At 70.3% G+C, this 21606-nt stretch carries 21 protein-coding genes and 1 pseudogene; 9 read left to right on the top strand and 13 right to left on the bottom strand.

The features are described from left to right. Nucleotides 1-2: 2 nt before the first annotated feature. Nucleotides 3-608, top strand: a complete 606-nt coding sequence (locus G6N56_RS01165; RefSeq protein ID WP_085257076.1) for a TetR/AcrR family transcriptional regulator — start codon at nt 3-5, stop codon at nt 606-608. A gap of 29 nt (nt 609-637) precedes the next feature. Here the strand turns inward: G6N56_RS01165 and G6N56_RS01160 are convergent, their stop codons facing one another. The 4 genes and pseudogenes from G6N56_RS01160 to trxA form a co-directional block, all read right to left on the bottom strand. Next, nucleotides 638-829 (bottom strand): helix-turn-helix domain-containing protein, encoded by a 192-nt coding sequence (locus G6N56_RS01160; RefSeq protein ID WP_085257075.1) that lies wholly within the window; start codon nt 827-829, stop codon nt 638-640. Nucleotides 830-920: 91 nt separating this feature from the next. Next, nucleotides 921-2549 (bottom strand): ABC-F family ATP-binding cassette domain-containing protein, encoded by a 1629-nt coding sequence (locus G6N56_RS01155; protein ID WP_085257074.1) that lies wholly within the window; start codon nt 2547-2549, stop codon nt 921-923. Nucleotides 2550-2568: 19 nt separating this feature from the next. Further along, nucleotides 2569-3396: pseudogene (locus G6N56_RS01150) on the bottom strand (enoyl-CoA hydratase); the annotation flags it as partial. 9 nt (nt 3397-3405) lie between these two features. Next, nucleotides 3406-3765 carry a thioredoxin gene (gene trxA, locus G6N56_RS01145; RefSeq protein ID WP_085257072.1) on the bottom strand — a complete coding sequence of 120 codons (360 nt, stop codon included), beginning with the start codon at nt 3763-3765 and terminating at the stop codon, nt 3406-3408. A 444-nt stretch (nt 3766-4209) separates the two neighbouring features. Here trxA and G6N56_RS01140 point away from each other — a divergent pair, with 444 nt between their 5' ends. The 3 genes from G6N56_RS01140 to G6N56_RS01130 all read left to right on the top strand — a co-directional run bounded on the left by G6N56_RS01140 (nt 4210) and on the right by G6N56_RS01130 (nt 7580). Beyond that, the gene (locus G6N56_RS01140) at nt 4210-6039 is read left to right on the top strand and encodes an acyl-CoA dehydrogenase (protein ID WP_085257071.1); all 1830 of its coding nucleotides are present in this window, start codon (nt 4210-4212) and stop codon (nt 6037-6039) included. A gap of 69 nt (nt 6040-6108) precedes the next feature. Further along, a complete protein-coding gene (locus tag G6N56_RS01135) occupies nt 6109-6867 on the top strand; it encodes a DUF5666 domain-containing protein (protein WP_180150455.1) in 759 nt (252 codons plus the stop codon). After that, nucleotides 6843-7580: a hypothetical protein gene (locus tag G6N56_RS01130; RefSeq protein WP_085257069.1), complete on the top strand. Its 738-nt coding sequence runs from the start codon at nt 6843-6845 to the stop codon at nt 7578-7580. Before G6N56_RS01135 ends, G6N56_RS01130 begins: the two co-directional genes overlap by 25 nt. 11 nt (nt 7581-7591) lie before the next feature. Here the strand turns inward: G6N56_RS01130 and G6N56_RS01125 are convergent, their stop codons facing one another. The 7 genes from G6N56_RS01125 to G6N56_RS01095 are packed head-to-tail and all read right to left on the bottom strand — an operon-like array spanning nt 7592 to nt 13828. Then, nucleotides 7592-7939 (bottom strand): metal-sulfur cluster assembly factor, encoded by a 348-nt coding sequence (locus G6N56_RS01125; protein WP_085257068.1) that lies wholly within the window; start codon nt 7937-7939, stop codon nt 7592-7594. Continuing rightward, on the bottom strand, nt 7914-8432 hold the full coding sequence (gene sufU / locus G6N56_RS01120; protein WP_085257067.1) for a Fe-S cluster assembly sulfur transfer protein SufU: 519 nt from the start codon (nt 8430-8432) through the stop codon (nt 7914-7916). The genes G6N56_RS01125 and sufU overlap by 26 nt, the downstream gene beginning before the upstream one ends. Continuing rightward, nucleotides 8429-9676: a cysteine desulfurase gene (locus G6N56_RS01115; RefSeq protein ID WP_085257066.1), complete on the bottom strand. Its 1248-nt coding sequence runs from the start codon at nt 9674-9676 to the stop codon at nt 8429-8431. Before G6N56_RS01115 ends, sufU begins: the two co-directional genes overlap by 4 nt. Nucleotides 9677-9679: 3 nt before the next feature. Then, nucleotides 9680-10459 (bottom strand): Fe-S cluster assembly ATPase SufC, encoded by a 780-nt coding sequence (gene sufC, locus G6N56_RS01110; RefSeq protein ID WP_085257065.1) that lies wholly within the window; start codon nt 10457-10459, stop codon nt 9680-9682. Further along, on the bottom strand, nt 10456-11619 hold the full coding sequence (gene sufD / locus G6N56_RS01105; protein WP_085257064.1) for a Fe-S cluster assembly protein SufD: 1164 nt from the start codon (nt 11617-11619) through the stop codon (nt 10456-10458). The genes sufC and sufD overlap by 4 nt, the downstream gene beginning before the upstream one ends. Next, complete coding sequence (sufB, locus tag G6N56_RS01100) at nt 11616-13067, bottom strand: Fe-S cluster assembly protein SufB (RefSeq protein ID WP_085257063.1); 1452 nt, start codon at nt 13065-13067, stop codon at nt 11616-11618. Before sufB ends, sufD begins: the two co-directional genes overlap by 4 nt. Then, nucleotides 13064-13828 (bottom strand): helix-turn-helix transcriptional regulator, encoded by a 765-nt coding sequence (locus G6N56_RS01095; RefSeq protein WP_142280725.1) that lies wholly within the window; start codon nt 13826-13828, stop codon nt 13064-13066. The genes sufB and G6N56_RS01095 overlap by 4 nt, the downstream gene beginning before the upstream one ends. A gap of 91 nt (nt 13829-13919) precedes the next feature. Between G6N56_RS01095 and mptB the strand changes: the two genes are divergently transcribed. From mptB to G6N56_RS01075, 4 genes are all read left to right on the top strand, one after another. Further along, complete coding sequence (gene mptB / locus G6N56_RS01090; RefSeq protein ID WP_085257061.1) at nt 13920-15635, top strand: polyprenol phosphomannose-dependent alpha 1,6 mannosyltransferase MptB; 1716 nt, start codon at nt 13920-13922, stop codon at nt 15633-15635. Then, the gene (locus tag G6N56_RS01085) at nt 15632-16579 is read left to right on the top strand and encodes an ABC transporter ATP-binding protein (RefSeq protein WP_142280724.1); all 948 of its coding nucleotides are present in this window, start codon (nt 15632-15634) and stop codon (nt 16577-16579) included. Before mptB ends, G6N56_RS01085 begins: the two co-directional genes overlap by 4 nt. A gap of 65 nt (nt 16580-16644) precedes the next feature. After that, complete coding sequence (locus G6N56_RS01080; RefSeq protein WP_408632722.1) at nt 16645-17355, top strand: ABC transporter permease; 711 nt, start codon at nt 16645-16647, stop codon at nt 17353-17355. A gap of 118 nt (nt 17356-17473) precedes the next feature. After that, nucleotides 17474-18451, top strand: a complete 978-nt coding sequence (locus G6N56_RS01075) for a COX15/CtaA family protein (RefSeq protein WP_408632654.1) — start codon at nt 17474-17476, stop codon at nt 18449-18451. On the opposite strand, the gene G6N56_RS01070 is transcribed toward G6N56_RS01075, so the two are convergent. Beyond that, nucleotides 18401-19051 (bottom strand): DcsG N-terminal domain-containing protein, encoded by a 651-nt coding sequence (locus tag G6N56_RS01070; protein WP_085257059.1) that lies wholly within the window; start codon nt 19049-19051, stop codon nt 18401-18403. The two genes, G6N56_RS01075 and G6N56_RS01070, sit on opposite strands and share 51 nt — an antisense overlap. Nucleotides 19052-19070: 19 nt before the next feature. On the opposite strand from G6N56_RS01070, the gene G6N56_RS01065 reads away from it, so the two are divergent. Next, entirely contained in the window at nt 19071-20045 is a 975-nt protein-coding gene (locus G6N56_RS01065; RefSeq protein WP_085257102.1) for a quinone oxidoreductase family protein, read from the top strand. Here G6N56_RS01065 and G6N56_RS01060 read toward each other — a convergent pair. Next, a complete protein-coding gene (locus tag G6N56_RS01060; protein ID WP_085257058.1) occupies nt 20042-21559 on the bottom strand; it encodes a PPE family protein in 1518 nt (505 codons plus the stop codon). The genes G6N56_RS01065 and G6N56_RS01060 overlap by 4 nt on opposite strands. Nucleotides 21560-21606: the final 47 nt, after the last annotated feature.

The raw sequence follows: 21606 nt of genomic DNA, 5'->3' as shown, positions 1-21606 counted from the left end.
ACGTGCCCAAAGTCAGCCAGGACCATCTGGCGGCCCGCCGTCGCCAGATCCTGGACGGCGCGCGCCGTTGCTTTGCCGAATACGGTTACGACAGGGCAACGGTGCGGCGGCTGGAACAGGCGATCGGGATGTCGCGCGGGGCGATCTTCCACCACTTCCGCGACAAGGACGCGCTGTTCTTCGCGCTGGCGCACGAGGACGCCGAACGGATGGCCGACGTCGCGTCCCGCGAAGGCCTCATCCAGGTGATGCGCGACATGCTCGCCGCGCCCGACCAGTTCGACTGGCTGGCCACCCGCTTGGAGATCGCGCGCAAGCTGCGCAACGACCCGGCGTTCAGCCGCGGCTGGGCGGAACGGTCGGCGGAACTGGCGGCGGCGACCACTGACCGTCTGCGCCGGCAGAAGAAAGCGCAGCGGGTGCGCGACGACGTGCCCGACGACGTGCTGCAGTGCTACCTGGAGCTGGTTCTCGACGGCCTGGTCGCCCGGCTGGCATCCGGGGAAGATCCGCATCGGCTGTCCGCCGTGCTGGATATGGTGGAAAAGTCGGTGCGCCGCAACGACTCCGGCGGCGAGCGTAACGCCACTGCGAACAAGGGGACGTGATTTCGCAGTGACGCTACGCTCGCCCGGAACTACCGACGGCTCGACGTGTGATTGGGACCGCCGCGGCTTCGCATCGTGGTTCCCGATTCCACCAGCATGCTGTGAATCGCGCCGTAGGACCGGCCGGTGGTCGCGGCGAGGGTGCGGATGCTGGCCCCGCCCTCGTAGGCGTTGCGCAACTCGTCCAGCATCTCGTGACGAGTCTTTGTCGACTTCTTCATTCCCCCCGCCCCACACTTGAACACGACGTCAAGCACATAGGGTAAGAAACCGTCGCCGAAAGCGGGCGGAATTGGCCGAATCCGTTGCCGGTTAGGCCAGCTCGATGAGGTCGCGGTACTCGTCGGACCAGTAATCCTCGGTGCCGTCGGGCAGCAGCACGACCCGTTGCGGGTCGAGGGCCTCGGCCGCCCCCGGATCGTGGGTCACCAGCACGACAGCGCCCTGATAGCTGCGCAGCGCGTCGAGTACCTGTTCGCGCGACGCCGGATCGAGGTTGTTGGTCGGCTCGTCGAGCAGCAGCACGTTGGCGGTCGACGCCACCAGGCCGGCCAGCGCGAGCCGGGTCTTCTCGCCGCCCGACAGCGTCCCCGACGGCTGTTCGAGCTGCGGCCCGCTGAACATGAACGCGCCGAGCAGGCCGCGCAGCTCCTGATCGCCGGTGTCGGGCGCCGCGTGCCTGATGTTCTCCCAGACCGTGGCGTCGTTGTCCAGGGTGTCGTGCTCTTGTGCGAAATAGCCGATCCGCAAACCGTGTCCGGGCTCGATGGCGCCCGTATCCGGTTTCTCGACGCCGGCCAGGATGCGCAGCAGCGTGGTCTTGCCGGCGCCGTTGAGCCCGAGCACAACCACGCGCGAGCCGCGGTCGATCGCCAGGTCGACGCCGGCGAAGACCTCGAGCGACCCGTACGCCTTGCTCAGCCCGGAGGCCGTCAGCGGCGTGCGCCCGCACGCGGCCGGGGTGGGGAACCTGATTCGCGCGACCTTGTCGGCCACCCGTTCTTCGTCGAGCGACGCCATCATCCGATCGGCGCGGCGCAGCATGTTCTGCGCGGCAACGGCTTTGGTGGCCTTGGCGCCCAGCTTGGCGGCCTGGGTGCGCAGCGCGGCTGCCTTGCGCTCGGCGTTGGAGCGCTCACGGCGGCGACGCTGCTCGTCGGTGGCCCGGGCGTCCAGGTACTTCTGCCAGTCCATGTTGTACACGTCGACCTCGCCGCGCACCGCGTCCAGGAACCAGACCCGGTTGACCACGTCCGCGAGCAGTTCGACGTTGTGGCTGATGATCACCAGCCCGCCGTTGTGGCCGCGCAGGAAGTCGCGCAGCCAGCCGATCGAGTCCGCGTCGAGGTGGTTGGTGGGCTCGTCGAGCAGCAGCGTGGTGGAGGATCCGGCGCCGGTGTCCGACGCGGCGAACAGGATGCGCGCGAGCTCGACGCGCCGGCGCTGTCCGCCGGACAGCGTCCGCAGCTTCTGCGTCAGCACCCGTTCGGGCAGCCCGAGGCTGGCGCAGATGCGGCTGGCCTCGCTCTCGGCGCCGTAACCGCCCAGCGCGACAAACCGCTCCTCCAGCTGCCCGTAGCGGCGGATCGCCCGGTCCCGCGCGTCATCGTCGGCGACCTCGGCCATCAGCGCCTGCTGCTTCTCCAGGTCGGTGAGCAGGACGTCGAGCCCGCGGGCCGACAACACCCGATCACGGGCCAGCACGTCGAGGTCGCCCTCTTTGGGATCCTGTGGCAGGTAACCGATTTCACCGCTCCGGGTGACCGCTCCGGCGTACGGTTCGCTCTCCCCCGCCAGGATGCGCAGGGTGGTGGTCTTACCGGCGCCGTTGCGGCCGACCAGCCCGATGCGGTCGCCGGGCTGCACGCGCAGGTCCGGGCCGTCCGGCGAGAGGAGGATGCGCGCGCCCGCGCGGACCTCGAGGTCCGTGGCCGTGATCACATCTACTCCCTTGGCAATGTCATTTGTCGTCGGTGAACACCGCAGGTCGGCGCTCTGCGCGCGCGGCGACCGCTTCTTCGAAGTTGGCGGTGAGCAGGCGGACGAAAAGCTGTCCCAAGCCTTCGGCTTGCATGTGCCCTTCCAGGCTACCGGCGTCCAGTCCACTCCACAGTGTGCGTTTGGTCAATTCGGTGCCAGGGCGGGAGAACGCCGCGATGCGGGCGGCGATCGCATAACAGGTGTCCAGCAGCTGGCCCTCGGGCACCTGATTCGACACCAGGCCGACGCGCTCGGCCTCCTCGGCGCCGACATCGCGCCCCGTGAGCATGATCTCGAACGCGCGCGACGCCCCGATGGCCCGTGGCAGCAGGTAGGACAGCCCCAGCTCGCTGGCCGTCAGCCCGTTGTTGATCCCCGCCGCGCGAAAGTATGCGCTGGTCGAGGCCACCCGGATGTCGCAAGCCAGGGCCAGGCAGAGTCCGCCGCCAATGGCCGGGCCGTTGACCGCGGCGATCACCGGCTGGTGCAGCCGCCGCAGGGCCAGGATGACGTCGTCCAGCAGCTCCATGGACCGCAGCGCATAGGTGGGCCGGGTCAGCCCGTCGACGTGGGGCACGCTGCCCGCGGACTTGTGGTCGGCACCCGAGGAGAACCCGCGGCCGGCCCCGGTCAACACGACCACCCGGACGGCGTTGTCGTGCGTAACGTTCTCCAGGGCCTCCTTGAGCGGGATCATGACGTCGAACGCCATGGAGTTCATCCGCTCGGGCCGATTGAGGGTGATCAACGCCACCCCGGGCCGCGGGTGCTCTACCAGTACCAGGCTCACCCGAGAACGGTAGCGTGCACGCGCGCGTCAGGCCTGTTCGGCTTGCCCTTGCTGGGCCGCGTCGACGTCGAACGCCCGGATTTGCTGCACCAGGTCCTCCAGCGCCGCCGGCGGCAGGGCCCCGGCCTGGTTGAACAGCAGCTTGCCCTTCTTGAAAGCCATCAGCGTGGGAATCGAGCGGATCTGAGCGGCGGCCGCGAGCTGTTGCTCGGCCTCCGTGTCGACCTTGGCGTGGACGATGTCGGGGTGTTTCTCCGAGGACGCCTGGAACGTCGGCCCGAACTGGCGGCAGGGCCCGCACCAGGACGCCCAGAAATCGACGAGCACGATGTCGTTGCCCTCGATGGTTTCGTTGAACTTCTCAGCGGTGAGATCAAGAGTTGTCACGCCAGGGTCAACGCCCGGACCTGGCGTGATGTTCCCGGTCGCGGGTCGCCCCCGGCACACCCGCCCCGAACGGGTCTCGCCGAGACGGTCTGGACGCCGTCTCCCACCCAGCGGCCGCGAACGCCCACGCCAAAACCGTTGCCGAGCAGAAGGCTTGGACGTTCGGCCCGATGCGGCTGCGCGGCAAGTCGCCGGCGAGACCGCGGATCGGACGGGTTGTCGCCGAAAGCCACGGGTCGCGCCAGGGATTCGGAGGAATTCGTATGTCTCAGCGACATTCCCGCATTTTTCGAATTCCGTCGGCCGGTTCCGGGCGCGGTCAGCGGGCCTGTGCGGGGCGTGATCGCTCGCCCCGGTGAACCGACCGGCCCGAGGTTACGGTTGCGTACGTTTTCCCGCGTCCGACAGACTGGGCGAGACGATCCACCGACTGAGGGAATCACATTGGGCCACTACATCGCTAACGTCCGCGACCTCGAGTTCAACTTGTTCGAGGTGCTCGAGGTGGGCGCCGTCCTCGGCAGCGGGCCCTACAGCGACCTCGACGAGGACACGGTCCGCACGATATTGGCCGAGGCCGCCCGCCTCGCCGAAGGACCGGTCGCGGAGTCCTTCGCCTTCGCCGACCGCAACCCGCCGGTGTTCGACCCGGCCACCCACACCATCAGCGTGGCGCCGGAATTGGCCAAGACGGTGGAGGCGATCAAGGAAGCCGGCTGGTGGCGACTGATGCTCGACGAGGAGATCGGCGGCATGTCCGCGCCGCCGCCGCTGGCGTGGGGGGTCAATGAAATGATCATCTGCGCCAACCCTTCTGCCAACTTCTTCTGCCTCGGTCCCTTAATGGCCCAGGCGCTGTTCGTCGAGGGCAACGAGGAGCAGCGGCGCTGGGCCGCCGAAGGCGTGGAGCGCGGCTGGGCGGCCACCATGGTGCTGACCGAGCCCGACGCGGGCTCCGACGTGGGCGCGGGCCGCGCCAAGGCCGTCGAACAAGCCGACGGCACCTGGCACATCGAGGGCGTCAAGCGCTTCATCTCCGGCGGAGACGTGGGCGACACCGCCGAGAACATCTTCCACCTGGTGCTGGCCCGCCCCGAGGGCGCCGGGCCCGGCACCAAGGGGCTGAGCCTGTTCTACGTGCCCAACTACCTCTTCGACCCCGAGACGTTCGAACTCGGTTCCCGCAACGGCGTTTTCGTGACCGGCCTGGAACACAAGATGGGCATCAAGTCCTCGCCCACGTGCGAATTGACCTTCGGCGCAACGGATGTCCCCGCGGTCGGGTATCTGGTCGGCGGGGTGCACAACGGAATCGCCCAGATGTTCACCGTGATCGAGCACGCGCGCATGACGATCGGGGTCAAGGCCGCCGGCACGCTGTCCACCGGCTACTTGAACGCGCTGGCCTTCGCCAAGGAGCGGGTGCAGGGCGCGGACATGACCCAGATGTCGGACAAGACCGCGCCGCGCGTCACGATCATGCATCACCCCGACGTGCGCCGCAGCCTGATGACCCAAAAGGCGTACGCCGAGGGCCTGCGCGCGCTGTACATGTATGCCGCCGCGCATCAGGACGACGCTGTGGCGCAACATGTCTCGGGTGCCGACCACGAGATGGCGCACCGCATCGACGACCTGCTGCTGCCCATAGTCAAGGGGGTGAGCTCGGAACGGGCATACGAAGTTCTCACCGAATCGCTGCAGACGCTGGGCGGCTCGGGATTTTTGATGGACTACCCGCTCGAGCAGTACATCCGCGACTCCAAGATCGACTCGCTGTACGAGGGCACCACCGCGATCCAGGCGCTGGACTTCTTCTTTCGCAAGATCGTTCGCGACCGCGGCGCGGCCCTGCAGTTCCTGACGGGCCAGATCAGCCGGACCATCGACACCTGCGACGAGGCGCTCAAACCGCAGGCGCAGGCGGTGCAGACCGCGCTCGACGACGTCACGGCGATGACGGCCGCCCTGACCGGCTACCTGATGTCGGCCGGGCAACAGCCCACCGACATCTACCGGGTGGGGCTGGCGTCGGTGCGTTACCTGCTCGCCGTCGGCGACCTGCTCATCGGGTGGCGGCTGCTGGTGCAGGCCGGGGTCGCGCACGCCGCACTCGGCGACTCGCCGTCGCAGAAGGACGAGCACTTCTACCGGGGCAAGGTCGCGACCGCGACGTTCTTCGCCAAGAACATGCTGCCCCGGCTGGCCGGCCTGCGGGTTGTGCTCGAGTCGATCGACGACGACATCATGCGCGTCTCCGAAGACGCCTTCTGATACACAGTTCAGACACAGCTTCGGCGGGTACATCTTTTCGTGGTCCCAACCATGATTGGAGAAGCCTCGATGTCCGCCACCCCTCGGCTCACCCGGTTCGCCATCCTGACCGTTGCGGGCGCCACCGCGTTGTCTGTCGCCGCCTGCGGCTCGTCGAACAATGCGAGCCAGACCTCCACGTCCACCTCGACCTCGACGGTGACCTCCACCACCACGGCGCCGGCGCCGGCCCAAGGCGAGGCGAAGGTCAGCGGCCTGATCGCGTCGGTGGCCGGCAACTCGATCCAGGTCACCAAGCAGGACAACACCAACGCCACTGTGAACTTCACCTCGACGACCAAGATCACCGAGGTCGCCCCCGCCACGCTGAGCGACGTCACCTCGGGCAGCTGCGTCACCGTGCGGCCCACCAAGGAGCAGGCCCAGGGGCAACCGGTCACCGCCGCGTCGGTCCGGCTCAGCCCGTCGGTCAACGGCACCTGTCCGCAGCCCAAGGCCGGCCCGGGCGCCAGCACCGCGCCGCCGTCGGGCCCGCCGTCGCCGGGGCCCGCGCAGCCCAAGCCGCTGCAGGGCTCGGTGGCCTCGGTGTCGGGTAACACGATCACCGTCGCGGGCGCCGACGGCAGCGGCAACACCACACAGACCGCCGTGACGGTCGACGACAAGACCAAGTACTCCAAGCTGGCCACCGCCACTCCCGACACGATCACGCAGGGCAAGTGCGTGACGGCGCGCGGCACGACGGAGAACGGCGGCGCGCTGCAGGCGACGTCGATCAACGTGCGGGCGGCGGTCGAGGGCAAATGCGGGAAGCCGCAGGGCCACTGAGCCCTCGACTGCTCCGGTTCGCGGGGGCGGCGCTCGTCATCGCGCTGGTAGCCCTGGGACTCACCATGTGCGGGCGCTCGAACGACACGGCGAGCAACACCGGCAAGCCGACGGTGTCCGCAATCCCCCCGGCGCCGAGCGCCGCACCGCCGGGACCACCGCCCCCGCCGACGGCCAAGGACTACGTCGAGGGCATGGTGCAGTCAGTGTCGGGTGACACGATCGCGCTCCGCACGCGAACCGGGTCGGCCACGGTCGACTTCACCCCCACCACACCGGTGTTCCAGGTAACCGCGGCCCAGCGCAGCGACGTGACCGCGGGCAGCTGCGTGAACGTCCGGGCCACCCCGCAGAGCGCACCAGGCGCGGGGATCACCGCGCAGGCGGTGACGATCGCCCCGGCCGTCGGCGGCAAGTGCCCGCCACCGGCCGGCTTCTACGGCACCGTCGCCTCGGTCGCAGGCAACACGTTCGAGGTCAGCGGGATCGGCACGGGCGGTCCCACCAGCGTGACCGTCGCCGACTCGACGTCCTACCAGAAACAGACGGTGTCCAACGCACAGGCGATCGCGAACGGCACGTGCATGGGCGCTCAGGGCACCGACGACGCCGGCGCGCTGCGCGCGGTGACGATCAGCCTGCAGCAGTGCCCTCCGATGGGGGCGCCGCACCACCACCTGCACATCCCCCACCTCCCGCACCTACACCTGTAGGACGGAGCTGGTCAGACCGTGAACCCCAAGGCGCGCAGTTGCTCCCGGCCGTCCTCGGTGATCTTGTCCGGGCCCCACGGCGGGTTCCACACCCAGTTGATCCGCAGGTCGTCGACCAGGCCGCTGCCCACCAGCGCGCTGCGCGACTGGTCCTCGATGACGTCGGTCAGCGGGCAGGCCGCCGACGTCAACGTCATGTCGATCAGGGCGACGGTGCCGTCGTCGCCCTCCTCGAGGTTCATGCCGTAGACCAGCCCCAGGTCGACCACGTTGATGCCCAGCTCGGGGTCGACCACGTCGCGCATCGCCTCCTCGACGTCGGCGAGCAGTTCCTCATCCGGTGCGGCGGTCTCGCTCATCGGTAACCTCCTCGAAAGCCTCGCTGGCCGGCGCCAGCGCGTGTTTTTCCGCGCTGGCCCGGGCCAGCGCATCTTTGAACGCCATCCACCCCAGCAGCGCGCACTTCACCCGCGCCGGGTATTTGGCCACGCCCGAGAACGCGACCCCGTCACCGAGCACGTCCTCGTCGCCCTCGACGGTGCCGCGCGAGGAGACCATCTCGGTGAAGGCGGCGACGGTCTCGAGCGCCTCGGTCACGCTGTGGCCGATCACCTGCTGGGTGAGCACCGACGTGGCCGCCTGGCTGATCGAGCAGCCCTGCCCGTCGTACGAGACGTCGGCGACGCGCTCGCCGTCGTCGGAGAGCGCGACCCGCAGGGTGACCTCATCGCCGCAGACGGGGTTGACGTGATGCACCTGCGCGGCGAACGGCTCCCGCAACCCGCGGTGCTGCGGATGCTTGTAGTGATCGAGGATCACGTCCTGATACATCTGTTCCAGGCGCAACGTCAGTCTCTCCCGAAGAAATCCAGCGCGCGCCGCACGCCGGCCACCAGTCGCTCCACCTCGTCGGGGGTGTTGTACACCGCGAACGACGCCCGCGCGGTGGCCGCCAGCCCGAACCTGCGGTGCAGCGGCAACGCGCAGTGATGCCCGACGCGCACCGCGACGCCGTCGTCGTCGAGCACCTGCCCGACGTCGTGCGCGTGCACGCCCTCGACCACGAACGAGACCGGCGAGCCGCGATTCTCCATCGACGTCGGGCCGAGGATGCGCACGCCTCCGATGCCGGACAGTCCCTCGAGGGCGGCCGCGGTCAGCTCGCGTTCGTGGGCGCGGACGGCGTCCATGCCGAGCGCGCCGAGGTAGCGCACAGCCGCCCCGAGCCCGACCACCTGCGAGGTCATCGGCGTGCCGGCCTCGAACCGCTGCGGCGGCGCCGCGTAGGTGGCGGCCTCCATGGTGACCGTCTCGATCATCGACCCGCCGGTGAGGAACGGCGGCAGCTCAGACAGGTGCGGGCGGCGACCGTAGAGCACGCCGATCCCGTTGGGGCCCAGCATCTTGTGCCCGGAGAACGCCGCGAAGTCCACACCCAGCGCGTGGAAGTCGACCGGCTCGTGCGGCACCGACTGGCAGGCGTCCAGCACGGTCAGCGCGCCCACCGTCCCGGCCCGCGAGACCAGCTCGTCCACCGGCGCGAGCGCGCCGGTGACGTTCGAATGATGGCTGAAGGCAACGACTTTCACGCGCTCGTCGAGTTGCAGCGAGTCGAGGTCGATGCGCCCGTCGTCGGTCACGCCGTACCATCTGAGCGTGGCGCCGGTCCGCCGGGCGAGCTCCTGCCACGGGATCAGGTTGGCGTGGTGTTCGAGCTCGGTGGTGACGATTACATCGCCGGGCCCGACGGCGCGCTCGAACCGGTTGTCGCCCAGCGCGTATGCCACCAGGTTGAGCGCCTCCGTGGCGTTCTTGGTAAAGACCAACTCGTCGGTGTCGGCACCGACGAACGCCGCGAGGTCGGCGCGGCCCTGCTCGTAGGCGTCGCTCGCCTCCTCCATCAGCTGGTGCGCACCGCGGTGCACCGCGCCGTTGGAGGTGACCAGGAACTCCCGCTCGGCGTCGAGCACCTGCCACGGCCGCTGCGACGTCGCGCCGGAATCCAGGTATGCCAACTGCTTCCCGCCGCGCATGGTGCGCTTGAGAATGGGAAAGTCAGCGCGGATGGCGTCGACGTCGACTGGTGTCGCGCTCATTGCCTACGCCCCCGCGGCGGCTTGCGTGAAGCGCTCGTAGCCGTTCTCTTCCAGCACGTCGGCCAGTTCCGGGCCGCCGGACTCGATGATGCGGCCACCGACGAACACGTGCACGAACTGCGGGCGGATGTAGCGCAGGATGCGGGTGTAGTGCGTGATCAGCAGGATGCCGCCGTGCTCGGTTTCGGCGTAACGGTTGACGCCCTCGCTGACCACGCGCAGCGCGTCCACGTCCAGGCCGGAGTCGGTCTCGTCGAGGATCGCGATCTTCGGCTTCAGCAGGTCCAGCTGCAGGATCTCGTGGCGCTTCTTCTCCCCGCCCGAAAAGCCCTCGTTGACACTGCGTTCGGCGAACGCCGGGTCGATGCCGAGGTCGGACATCGCCGCCTTGACCTCCTTGACCCACAGCCGCAGTTTCGGGGGCTCACCGCGGACGGCGGTGGCGGCGCTGCGCAGGAAGTTCGACATCGACACTCCCGGCACCTCGACCGGGTACTGCATGGCGAGGAACAGGCCGGCGCGGGCGCGCTCGTCGACGCTCATGTCCAGGACGTTCTGCCCGTCCAGCGTGATCGAGCCCGACGTCACCCGGTACTTCGGATGTCCGGCGATGGCGTAGGACAACGTCGACTTGCCGGACCCGTTGGGGCCCATCACCGCGTGGGTCTCGCCGGAATTGATCGTCAGGTTGACGCCGTTGAGGATGGGGATTTCGCGCCCGCCCTCGGGGGCGTTCACGTCCTCGACGCTGACGTGCAGGTCTTTAATTTCCAGGGTCGTCATGACGCTGTTGCTCTCGATTCTGTCTTCGCCAACTCGTTTTCGATGGCCGCGGTGAGGCGTTCCCGGATGTCCGGCACCGCGATCTTGGAGATGATCTCACCGAAGAAGCCGCGCACCACCAGCCGGCGGGCCTGGTCTTCGGGAATGCCGCGGGAACGCAGGTAGAACAATTGCTCGTCGTCGAAACGTCCCGTGGCGCTGGCGTGCCCGGCCCCGGCGATCTCGCCGGTCTCGATCTCGAGGTTGGGCACCGAGTCGGCCCGCGCGCCGTCGGTCAGCACGAGGTTGCGGTTGACCTCGAAGGTGTCGGTACCGGTGGCGGCGGCGCGGATCAGCACGTCGCCCACCCAGACGGTGTGCGCGTCGGGGGCATGCGATGCCGGATCCCCTTGCAGCGCACCCTTGTAGAGCACGTTGGACCGGCAGTTCGGTTGCGCGTGGTCGACCAGCAGCCGTGACTCGAGGTGCTGGCCGGCGTCGGCGAAGTACAGCCCCAACAGCTCGGCATCCCCACCCGGGGCGGCGAAGCGCACGGTGGCCGACATCCGCACTATTTCACCGCCCAGCGTCACGGTGACGTGGCGCAGCACCGCGTCCTTGCCGAGCTTGGCGTGCTGGGCCGACAGGTGGACCATGTCGTCGGCCCAGTCCGCGATCCACACGACGGTGAGCCGGGCGGCGTCGCCGACGACGAATTCGAGGTTGTCGGCGTACGTTCCGCTGCCGCGGTGGTCGATGACGACGACGACCTCGCCGAGCTCCTCGACCCGGATCTGCAGGTGGCCGTAGGCCACCGCACCCTCGCCGGGCCCCGCCACGGTGATGCCGACCGGCTCGACGACCCGCGTGTCACGGCCGACGGTGACCACGGTCGCGGAGTTGAACGACGAAAACGCTTGCGCCGCAACACGGTCGGTCGGAACGCCGGCCTCTCCCAGCCGCTCGTCGCCACGCCGCACCGTCTCGACCCGCACGCCCTCCCGTTCGGCGACCTCGATGCGCGCGCTGCCGGTGGCGTGTGCGGAACCGTCGTGCAGGCCGCGCAGCCGCCGCAGCGGGGTGAACCGCCAGATCTCGTCGCGGCCGCTGGGGACCTCGAAGGCATCCACGTCGAACGACGCGAACAACTCCCCCTTGTTCAGGGCTGCCGCAGCCGTCATCCGACCGAGCCCTCCATCTGCAGCTCGATCAGCCGGTTGAGCTCCAGGGCGTACTCCATGGGCAGCTCCTTGGCGATCGGCTCGACGAAGCCGCGGACCACCATGGCCATCGCCTCCTCCTCGGTGAGCCCGCGGCTCATCAGGTAGAACAGCTGGTTCTCGCTGACCTTGGACACCGTGGCCTCGTGGCCCATGGTGACGTCGTCCTCGCGGATGTCGACGTACGGATAGGTATCGCTGCGGCTGATCGAGTCCACCAGCAGCGCATCGCATTTCACGCTGGAACGCGACCCGTGCGCACCCTTGTTCACCTGCACGAGGCCGCGGTAGGAGGTGCGGCCGCCGCCGCGGGCCACCGACTTCGAGACGATGTTGCTCGACGTGTTCGGCGCCAGGTGCAGCATCTTGGCGCCGGCGTCCTGGTGCTGGCCCTCGCCCGCGAACGCCACCGACAGCACCTCGCCCTTGGCGTGCTCGCCGGTCATCCAGACGGCGGGGTATTTCATGGTGACCTTGGAGCCGATGTTGCCGTCGACCCACTCCATGGTGGCGCCGGCCTCGGCGCGGGCCCGCTTGGTCACCAGGTTGTAGACGTTGTTCGACCAGTTCTGGATGGTCGTGTAACGACAACGGCCGCCGGGCTTGACGATGATCTCCACCACGGCCGAGTGCAGCGAGTCCGACGTGTAGATGGGCGCGGTGCAGCCCTCGACGTAGTGGACGTACGCGTTTTCGTCGACGACGATCAGCGTCCGCTCGAACTGGCCCATGTTCTCGGTGTTGATCCGGAAGTAAGCCTGCAGCGGGATGTCGACGCGCACGCCAGGCGGAACGTAGATGAACGAGCCGCCGCTCCACACCGCGGTGTTGAGCGCGGAGAACTTGTTGTCCCCGGCCGGGATCACGGTGCCGAAGTACTGCCGGAACAGCTCCTCGTGCTCGCGCAGGCCCGTGTCGGTGTCGACGAAGATGACGCCCTGGGACTCCAGGTCCTCGCGGATCTGGTGGTACACCACCTCGGACTCGTACTGGGCCGCGACGCCCGCCACCAGGCGCTGCTTCTCGGCCTCGGGGATCCCCAGCCGGTCGTAGGTGTTGCGGATGTCCTCCGGCAGGTCGTCCCACGACGCCGCCTGCTTCTCGGTCGAGCGCACGAAGTACTTGATGTTGTCGAAGTCGATGCCGGACAGGTCCGAGCCCCAGTTCGGCATCGGCTTGCGGTCGAAGATCCGCAGCGCCTTCAGCCGGGTGTGCAGCATCCACTCGGGCTCGTTCTTCTTGGCGGAGATGTCGCGGACCACCGCCTCGGACAGCCCGCGCAGCGCGCTGGCGCCCGCGATGTCGGAGTCCGCCCAGCCGTAGCCGTAGCGGCCCAGCGAGGCGATCGCCTGCTCCTGCGTCAACGGCTCGGTGGCCTCGATCGCGACTTTGTCGACCTCCAGGGTCATAACGACGCTCCTTCGTTGCTTGTGCTGTCTCGACGCGGGCTGGGCGCCGTGCTCGGTGTCTGGGTCAGGGGAACGTGGGTGGTGCACGCGCAGTTGCCGTTGACGATCGTCGCCAGCCGCTGCACGTGGGTGCCGAGGACCTCGGCCATCGCCTGCTTCTCGGCGTCACACAGCTCCGGGAACTCCTCGGCGACGTGCGACACCGGGCAGTGATGCTGGCAGATCTGCACGCCGTGAATCGGCCCGCCCACCCGCGCGGTGGTCGCCACGTACCCGGCCTCGGTCAACGCGGCGGCGATCCGCTCCGCAGCCTCCTCGATGTCCGCCTCGGCCGCGCCGTCGGCGGGCGCGACGTCGGCGAGGATGGCGTCGATGCGCTGCCGCGCGAACGTCTGCACCGCCGCCTCGCCGCCGATGGCCCGCAGCTGCCGCATGGCCGCCGCCGCCAGGTCGTCGTAGGCGTGGTCGAGCTTCGCCCGGCCGGCCGACGTCAGCCGGTAACGCTTCGCCGGCCGCCCGCGCCCCACCTGTTGCCACGCCGCGGCGGGGGCGGATTCGGCGTCGCCGGCCTCGATCAGCGCGTCCAGGTGGCGCCGGACACCCGCGGCCGACAGGCCCAGCCGGTCACCGATCTCGCCAGCGGTGATCGATCCGGACTCCACCAGCAGCCGCACGATCGCCCGACGGGTCTGCTTGTCGGGGACCGGGCCGGCGGCCAGCGCCGATGCCGCGGGGATTTTCACAACACCAGTGTGACGCAATTCCGGGGATCGGTCTAGCGAGGGTCCCCTCTGTCGCGGTTGCGCTGGTCACACCCGGACCCGGTCGTGTGCCTGCCGCTACGCTGCTCTGATGGCAGCCCGCCACCACTCGCTGAGCTCGTCGATCGCCAGCCTGCACGGCGACGAGCAGGCGGTCGGCTCGCCGCTGAACGCTACCGAGCTCACCGCGCTGCGCCGCACCCGCCTGTTCGGCGCCACCGGCACGGTGCTGATGGGGATCGGCGCGCTGGGGGCCGGGGCCCGGCCCGTCGTGCAGGACCCCACGTTCGGGGTGCGGCTGCTGAACCTGCCCTCCCGGATCCAGACCGTGTCGCTGACGATGACGACCACCGGCGCGGTCATGATGGCGCTCGGCTGGCTGATGCTCGGGCGGTTCGCGCTCGGCAGCAGGCGGATGTCGCGCGGCGATCTCGACCGCACGCTGCTGCTGTGGGTGCTGCCGCTGCTGATTGCACCGCCGATGTACAGCAAGGACGTCTACTCCTACCTGGCGCAGAGCCAGATCTCGCTCGAGGGGCTCGACCCGTACCGGGTGGGCCCGGCGTCCGGGCTCGGCCTGTCGCACGTGTTCACGCTGTCCGTGCCGACGCTCTGGCGGGAGACGCCGGCGCCGTATGGCCCGCTCTTCCTGTGGATCGGGCGGGGCATCTCGGCGCTGACAGGCGAAAACATCGTCGCCGCGGTGCTATGTCACCGGCTGGTGGAGCTCGCCGGCGTGGGGCTGATCGTATGGGCCACCCCGCGGCTGGCGCGGCGCTGCGGCGTCGCCGAGGTCAGCGCGTTGTGGCTGGGCGCGGCCAATCCGCTGCTGATCATGCACCTGGTGGCCGGTGTGCACAACGAGGCACTGATGCTCGGCCTCATGCTGGCCGGGGCCGAGTACGCGCTGCGCGGGATCGACTCGCCGAAGCTTCTGCCGGCCTCCTGGCGGCCCGGACCCGACTGGGAACCGCTGGGCCTGCTGCTGGCCGGCGCCGTACTGATCATCCTGTCGTCGCAGGTGAAGCTGCCGTCGCTGCTGGCACTCGGGTTCGTCACGATGGCGCTGGCCCACCGCTGCGGGGGGAACCTGCGGGCGCTGCTGGCGGCGGGCGGCGCCATGACCGCGCTGTCGCTGGCCGTCATGGCGGTCGTCGGATGGGCGAGCGGGCTCGGTTTCGGCTGGATCTACACCCTGGGCACCGCCAACGTCGTGCGCAGTTGGATGTCGCCGCCGACGCTGCTCGCGCTCGGCACCGGACAGGTGGGCATCCTGCTGGGCCTCGGCGACCACACCACCGCGGTGCTGGGCCTGACGCGTGGCATCGGCGTGCTGATCATCACCGTGATGGTGACGTGGTTGCTGGTGGCCGTCTTCCGCGGCCGGCTGCACCCGATCGGCGGCCTGGGCGTGGCCCTGGGCGTCACCGTGCTGCTCTTCCCCGTGGTGCAGCCCTGGTACCTGCTGTGGGCCATCATCCCGCTGGCCGCCTGGGCGACCCGCCCGGGTTTCCGCGTGGCGGCGATCGTCGTCACCCTCGTCGTCGGCATCTTCGGCCCCACGGCCAACGGCGACCGCTTCGCGCTGTTCCAGATCGTCGACGCGACCCTGGCCAGCACCCTCATCGTGGTGGTGCTCATCGCGCTGACGTACACCCGCCTGCCGTGGCGGCGGCTCCCCGGCGAGGGCCGGGACGCCGATCTCCCGCCCGCCGCCGCTGCGGGATCGCCCGCCGTGGCCGCCGCGACCGCCGAGGCCCCGCGAGCGACGGCCGCGCCGGACGACGCCTACGCTGATTCCACGTGACCTCGAAGATCACCGAAACGGTCGTGCGCCTGCGCGGGGTGAGCAAGCGCTACGGTTCCGGCGCGACCGCCGTCGAGGCCGTCCGCAACCTCGACCTGGAGGTGCACGCGGCCGAGGTCCTTGCCCTGCTCGGGCCCAACGGCGCCGGCAAGACCACCACCGTCGAGATGTGCGAGGGCTTCGCGCGCCCGGACGAGGGCACCATCGAGGTGCTCGGACTGAACCCGGTCACCGACAACGCCCGGCTGCGCGCCCGCATCGGCGTGATGTTGCAGGGCGGCGGCGGCTACCCGGCGGCGCGGGCCGGGGAGATGCTCAACCTGGTGGCGTCCTACGCCGCCGATCCCCTGGATCCGGCATGGCTGCTGGACACCCTGGGCCTGACCGACGCCGCCCGCACGACCTACCGGCGGCTGTCCGGCGGCCAGCAACAGCGGCTAGCGCTGGCGTGCGCGCTGGTCGGCCGCCCGGAGCTGGTGTTCCTCGACGAACCCACCGCCGGCATGGACGCGCACGCGCGGCTGCTGGTGTGGGAGCTCATCGACGCGCTGCGGCGCGACGGGGTGACGGTGCTGCTCACCACCCACCAGCTCAAGGAGGCCGAAGAACTCGCCGACCGGCTGGTCATCATCGACCACGGGGAAACGGTCGCGGCGGGCACGCCGACGGAGCTGATGCGCGCCGGCGCGAAGGATCAGCTGCGGTTCAGCGCGCCGCCGCGGCTCGACCTGTCGCTGCTGTCGTCGGCCCTGCCGGAGGACTACAAGGCGACCGAGGTGACGCCCGGCGAGTACCTGGTCGAGGGCCCGGTCGACCCGCAGGTGCTGGCGACCGTCACCGCGTGGTGCGCCCAGATCGACGTCCTCGCCACCGACATGCGCGTCGAACAACGCAGCCTCGAGGATGTGTTCCTCGACCTCACCGGCAGGAAGTTGCGGCAGTGACCGAATCGAATGTCTTCCCGCCGGGCACCTTCTCCCCCGACCCGCGACCGAACGCGGTGTCGAAGATGCTGGCCGCCCAGTTCGGGCTGGAGCTCAAGCTCCTGCTGCGCAACGGCGAGCAGCTGCTGCTCACCATGTTCATCCCGATCACGCTGCTGGTCGGGCTCACGCTCCTACCGTTCGGCGAGTTCGGCCACAACCGTGCCGCCACATTCGTGCCCGTCATCATGGCGCTGGCGGTGATCTCCACCGCGTTCACCGGGCAGGCGATCGCCGTGGCGTTCGATCGCAGGTATGGGGCGCTGAAACGGCTCGGGGCCACCCCGCTGCCGGTGTGGGGCATCATCGCCGGCAAGTCCCTGGCCGTGATCACGACGGTGTTCCTGCAGTCGATCATCCTGGGCGCCATCGGGTTTGCGCTCGGCTGGCGGCCCGCCCCGGCCGCGCTGGCATTGGGCGCGGCGGTGATCGCGCTGGGCACCGCGGGCTTCGCGGCGCTGGGGCTGTTGCTCGGCGGCACGCTGCGCGCCGAGATCGTGCTGGCCGTCGCCAACCTGATGTGGTTCGTGTTCGCCGGGCTCGGCGCACTGACCGTCGAAACGCGGATGATCCCGGCCTCGGTGAAATGGCTGTCCCGGCTCACCCCGTCCGGGGCGCTGACCGAGGCCCTCTCGCGGGCGATGGCGTTGTCGGTGGACTGGTTCGGCGTCGTGGTGCTGGCGGTGTGGGGCGCGCTGGCGGCGCTGGCCGCGCTGCGGTGGTTCCGGTTCACCTGACGCGCGTGGGAGTTCGCGACACATGAACCGCGCACACGAAACGCCGGCGCGGATGTGCGTCGTTTATGTCTCGCCGACTTGGGCCGACGCCAGGGCTTACTACAGACCGTAGTTTTCGGTGGCCTACGATCGGGCCGTGGGACGAGCGCTGATGCGGTTGGTGGATCTGCTGCCCGACCCCGGCCTGCGCGCCCAGCGGCTGATCGCCGCGCTCGTCATCCTCACCCAGGGCGGCATCGCCGTCACCGGCGCGATCGTCCGCGTCACCGCATCGGGGCTGGGCTGCCCCACCTGGCCGCAGTGCTTCCCCGGCAGCTTCACCCCCGTCGCGCACGCCGAGGTGCCGCGCGTGCACCAGGCGGTCGAGTTCGGCAACCGGGTGTTCAGCATCGGGGTGGTGATCGCCGCGGCGCTGGCGGTGCTGGCCGTGACGCGGGCGCGGCGGCGCAGTGAGGTGCTGCTGTATGCGTGGCTGATGCCGGCGTCGACGGTCGTGCAGGCGGTGATCGGCGGCATCACCGTGCGCACCGGCCTGCTCTGGTGGACGGTGGCCATCCACCTGCTGACGTCGATGGCAATGGTGTGGCTCTCGGTGCTGCTCTACGTCAAGGTCGGCGAGCCTGACGGCGACGGTGCCGGCGCGGTCCGCCCGCTGGTGGCCCGGCCACTGCGCGCGCTGACGGCATTGACCGGCGTGAACCTTGCCGCGGTCCTCGTGACGGGCACGCTGGTGACGGCCGCCGGCCCGCACGCGGGCGACCGCAGCGCCAGCCGGACGGTCCCGCGACTCAGGATCGAGATCGAGACGCTGGTGCACGCGCATTCGTCGCTGCTGGTCGCCTACCTGGCGCTGCTGGTGGGACTGGGCTTCGGGCTGCTGGCCGTGCACGCCGCCCGGCCCATCCTGCTGCGCCTCGGCGTGCTCGTCGCCCTGGTGTGCGCGCAGGCCGCCGTCGGCACCGCGCAGTACTTCACGGGGGTGCCCGCCGCCCTGGTCACGCTCCACGTGGCGGGAGCCGCCGCCTGCACGGCGGCCACCGCCGCGCTATGGGCCTCGATGCGGGAGCGGACCCAGCCCCAGCCGCTCGAGGGCTGACTCGACGGCCAGCGCAAAGCCCCGCTGGGCCCGGTCGCGGGCCGCGGCGTCCAATCGCCGCCAACCCAGCGACGGCGCGACAAGATCGAGGCTCACCAGCCGTCCCCCGCTGACGTCGGCCCGCGCGTAAAGCAGCTCGGCCGCATCGACTCCGGCCCGTTCGGCGGCCGCCGCCGTGGCCGCCGAACCCAGATCCCACAGCTCGAAGTCGGGCTGGACCGGCCCCGTGCCGTCGAACGCGTGCGAGGGGGCGCCGCCGAAGAAGATCAACGCCGTCCGGCTTCCCGGCTCACCTCGCCCCGTCGGCACACCGGCACTCTCGAGGTCGCGCAGGTACCGCTCGTCCAGATTCCACGCGACGACGGCGGGCGGGTTCAGCAGGTTCCGCACGCGAGTGGTCCACGCCAGGAACCCGGCGCAGTCGCGGGCGGCGCGCAGGATCACCAGATCCGCTTCGGTGGTGCGAGGATCGTCCCAGGGCAGCCAGCGGGCGTGCAGGCCATGGCGCCGAAGCGCACCCACCAGTCCGGCGTCGTCCGCGTCGGCGGTCCCCGCCAGCACGATGCGGGGATGGAAGACGTCCGGGCGGGCGAGCTTCATGCCCGGGCATGATATCCACATGCATGCAATCGAAGTCGGTGAAACCGGCGGTCCAGAGGTCCTGAGCTACGTCGACGCCCCCGAACCCGCACCCGGGCCGGGCGAGGTGCTGATCAAGGCCGAGGCGATCGGCGTCAACTACATCGACACCTACTTCCGGTCCGGGCAGTACCCGCGGGAGCTGCCGTTCATCCTCGGCTCGGAACTGTGCGGCACCGTCGCCGCCACGGGCGAGGGCGTCGACGGCTTCCGGGAGGGCGACCGCGTCGTCAGCGCCGCCGCGACCGGCGGATACGCCGAATACGCCAACGCCCCAGCCACTTTGACCGCGCACGTGCCGGAGGATGTGACGTCGGAGGTGGCGGCGTCGGTGCTGCTGAAGGGCCTCACCGCGCACTACCTGCTGAAGTCGGTTTATCCGGTGCAGGCCGGCGACACCGTGCTGGTGCACGCCGGCGCCGGCGGCGTGGGACTGATCCTCACGCAGTGGGCCACGCTGCTGGGCGCCCGGGTGATCACGACGGTCTCCACGCCGGAGAAGGCGCGCGCGTCGCGAAAGGCGGGCGCCGCCGAGGTGCTCGACTACCCGGAGGACGCCGAGGAGTTCGGCAAGCGGATCCGCGAGCTCACCGGCGGCGACGGCGTGGCGGCCGTGTACGACGGCGTCGGCGCCACCACCTTCGACGCCAGCCTGGCCAGCCTCGCCGTCCGCGGCACCCTGGCGCTGTTCGGCGCGGCCAGCGGCCCCGTTCCGCCGTTCGATCCGCAACGCCTCAACGCGGCGGGATCGGTGTACCTGACCCGGCCGTCGCTGGCCTACTTCGTCCGCAGCGGCCAGGAGTTCGGCTGGCGCTCGGAGGAATTGTTCGACGCGATCCGCGGCGGGGACATCACGATCGAGGTCGGCGGCCGGTACCCGCTCGCCGAGGCGGCCCGGGCCCACCGGGACCTGGAGGGCCGTAAGACCACCGGCTCGATCGTGCTGCTGCCTTAGCCGTCGGGAGGTGGGTCGGGCTGCCAGGTGCCCGGCACCATCGGCACCGTCGGCCCGCCCCCGAACGCGTCACCCGAAAGCACGGTCAGGCCGGCCGCCCGCGCGGTGCCCTGGTCGACCGTTCCGGTGAACCCCAGCGGTCCCCCGCCGTGGTCGGAGGCCTCCGACGGGGAGTCGTCGGGGTCCACATCCGCGAATTCATCCGCGAAGCCCCGCATGGGCTCGTCCTGCTGCCGTCTTTTCCGACGCCTCCGCCGTTCCGCCGCCGCGGCGGTGACCGCGACGCTGTCCTGCTCACGCGCCCGCGCCCGCGCGCTCACGGCGGCGGACGTGGTGTGCCCCGTATCGAAGCCGGTGCCCGGGCCGCCGCCGACCGCGTACGGGAAGAACCCCGGGGTGGCGGGCGCCGCCGGTGACGGCGGCGCCGAACCGGCGACGGTGCCCGCCGCGGTCGCCGGTGTCGCCGGGGTGCCGGTGCCGACGGCGCCGGCGAGCGTCGGGGCCGGCGCGATCGCCGGGACCACATGGGACACCGCCGCGACGGGTGCCAGCACCGGCGCGACCGCGGGCACGGATGCCACCGGCAGCGCCGCCAGGGCGGCGACCGCCGCCACGCTGGCCGCCGCGGCGGCGGGCAGCGTCGAGAGCGTGGACAGCAGCGGCGACAGGGCGATCGCGATGGCCGTCAGCGGGTGCAGCGCCAGGTACGCCGCCACCTGGAGCGGCGTGAGGCCGCCGAGGTACTGGAGCAGCAGCACCGGATTGGTCAGCAGCAGCTGGACGAACGAGTGCAGGTCCTGGGCGTAGGACAGGTACCGCGTCACCCAGTAGACGGGCGTCAACGGGTTGGTGTAGCTCAGGTAGGGAATCCCGTTGATGGTGCCGCTGCCCGGGTCCCAGTTCAGCCCGAATGCGGCGAGAATCTGCTGCTGAATGTCCTGCAGCGGATTGGTGGCGGACGCGGCCTGCGCTGCCGACTTCAGGATCTGCGGCGCCGGGGGCGACTTCGGGGTGGCGGCCACCGCCGCGTCCGAAACCGCTTGGTAGGTCGCCATCGAGGTCGCGGCCTGGATCCACATCCGGGCATAGTCCGCCTCGTTGAGGGCCAGCGGAATGGTGTTGACGCCGAAGAAGTTGGTCGCCGTCAGCACCGCGTGGACGGCGTGGTTGGCGGCCAGCTCGGCGAGCGTCGGCATGGCGGCAAGCGCCGCCGCGTACGCCGTGCCCGCCGCCTCGTGTTGGGTTGCCGCGGCGGCGCTGTCGGCCCCGGCCCGGGCCAGCCAGGCCAGGTACGGCAGGTGCGCCGCGACGTACGACGAGGCGCTGGGCCCCTCCCAGGAGCCCGCCTGCACCGACGCCAGCAGGGCGCCGAGTTCGTCGGCGGCCGAGGCGTATTCGGCGCTGAGTGAGCTCCAGGCGCCGGCCGCCGCGAACAACGACGCCGGTCCCGGACCGCTACTCAACAATGCCGAATGCACCTCTGGCGGCGAAGCCATCCAGATGGGTGCGGCCATCGTCAGCCCGGCGCAGATGGATGGCCGACACCCGGTAGGGAGCAACA

Origin of the sequence: Mycobacterium saskatchewanense (assembly GCF_010729105.1) — a bacterium.
Lineage (GTDB): Bacteria > Actinomycetota > Actinomycetes > Mycobacteriales > Mycobacteriaceae > Mycobacterium > Mycobacterium saskatchewanense.
This window is presented reverse-complemented; position numbering and strand designations above follow the sequence as displayed.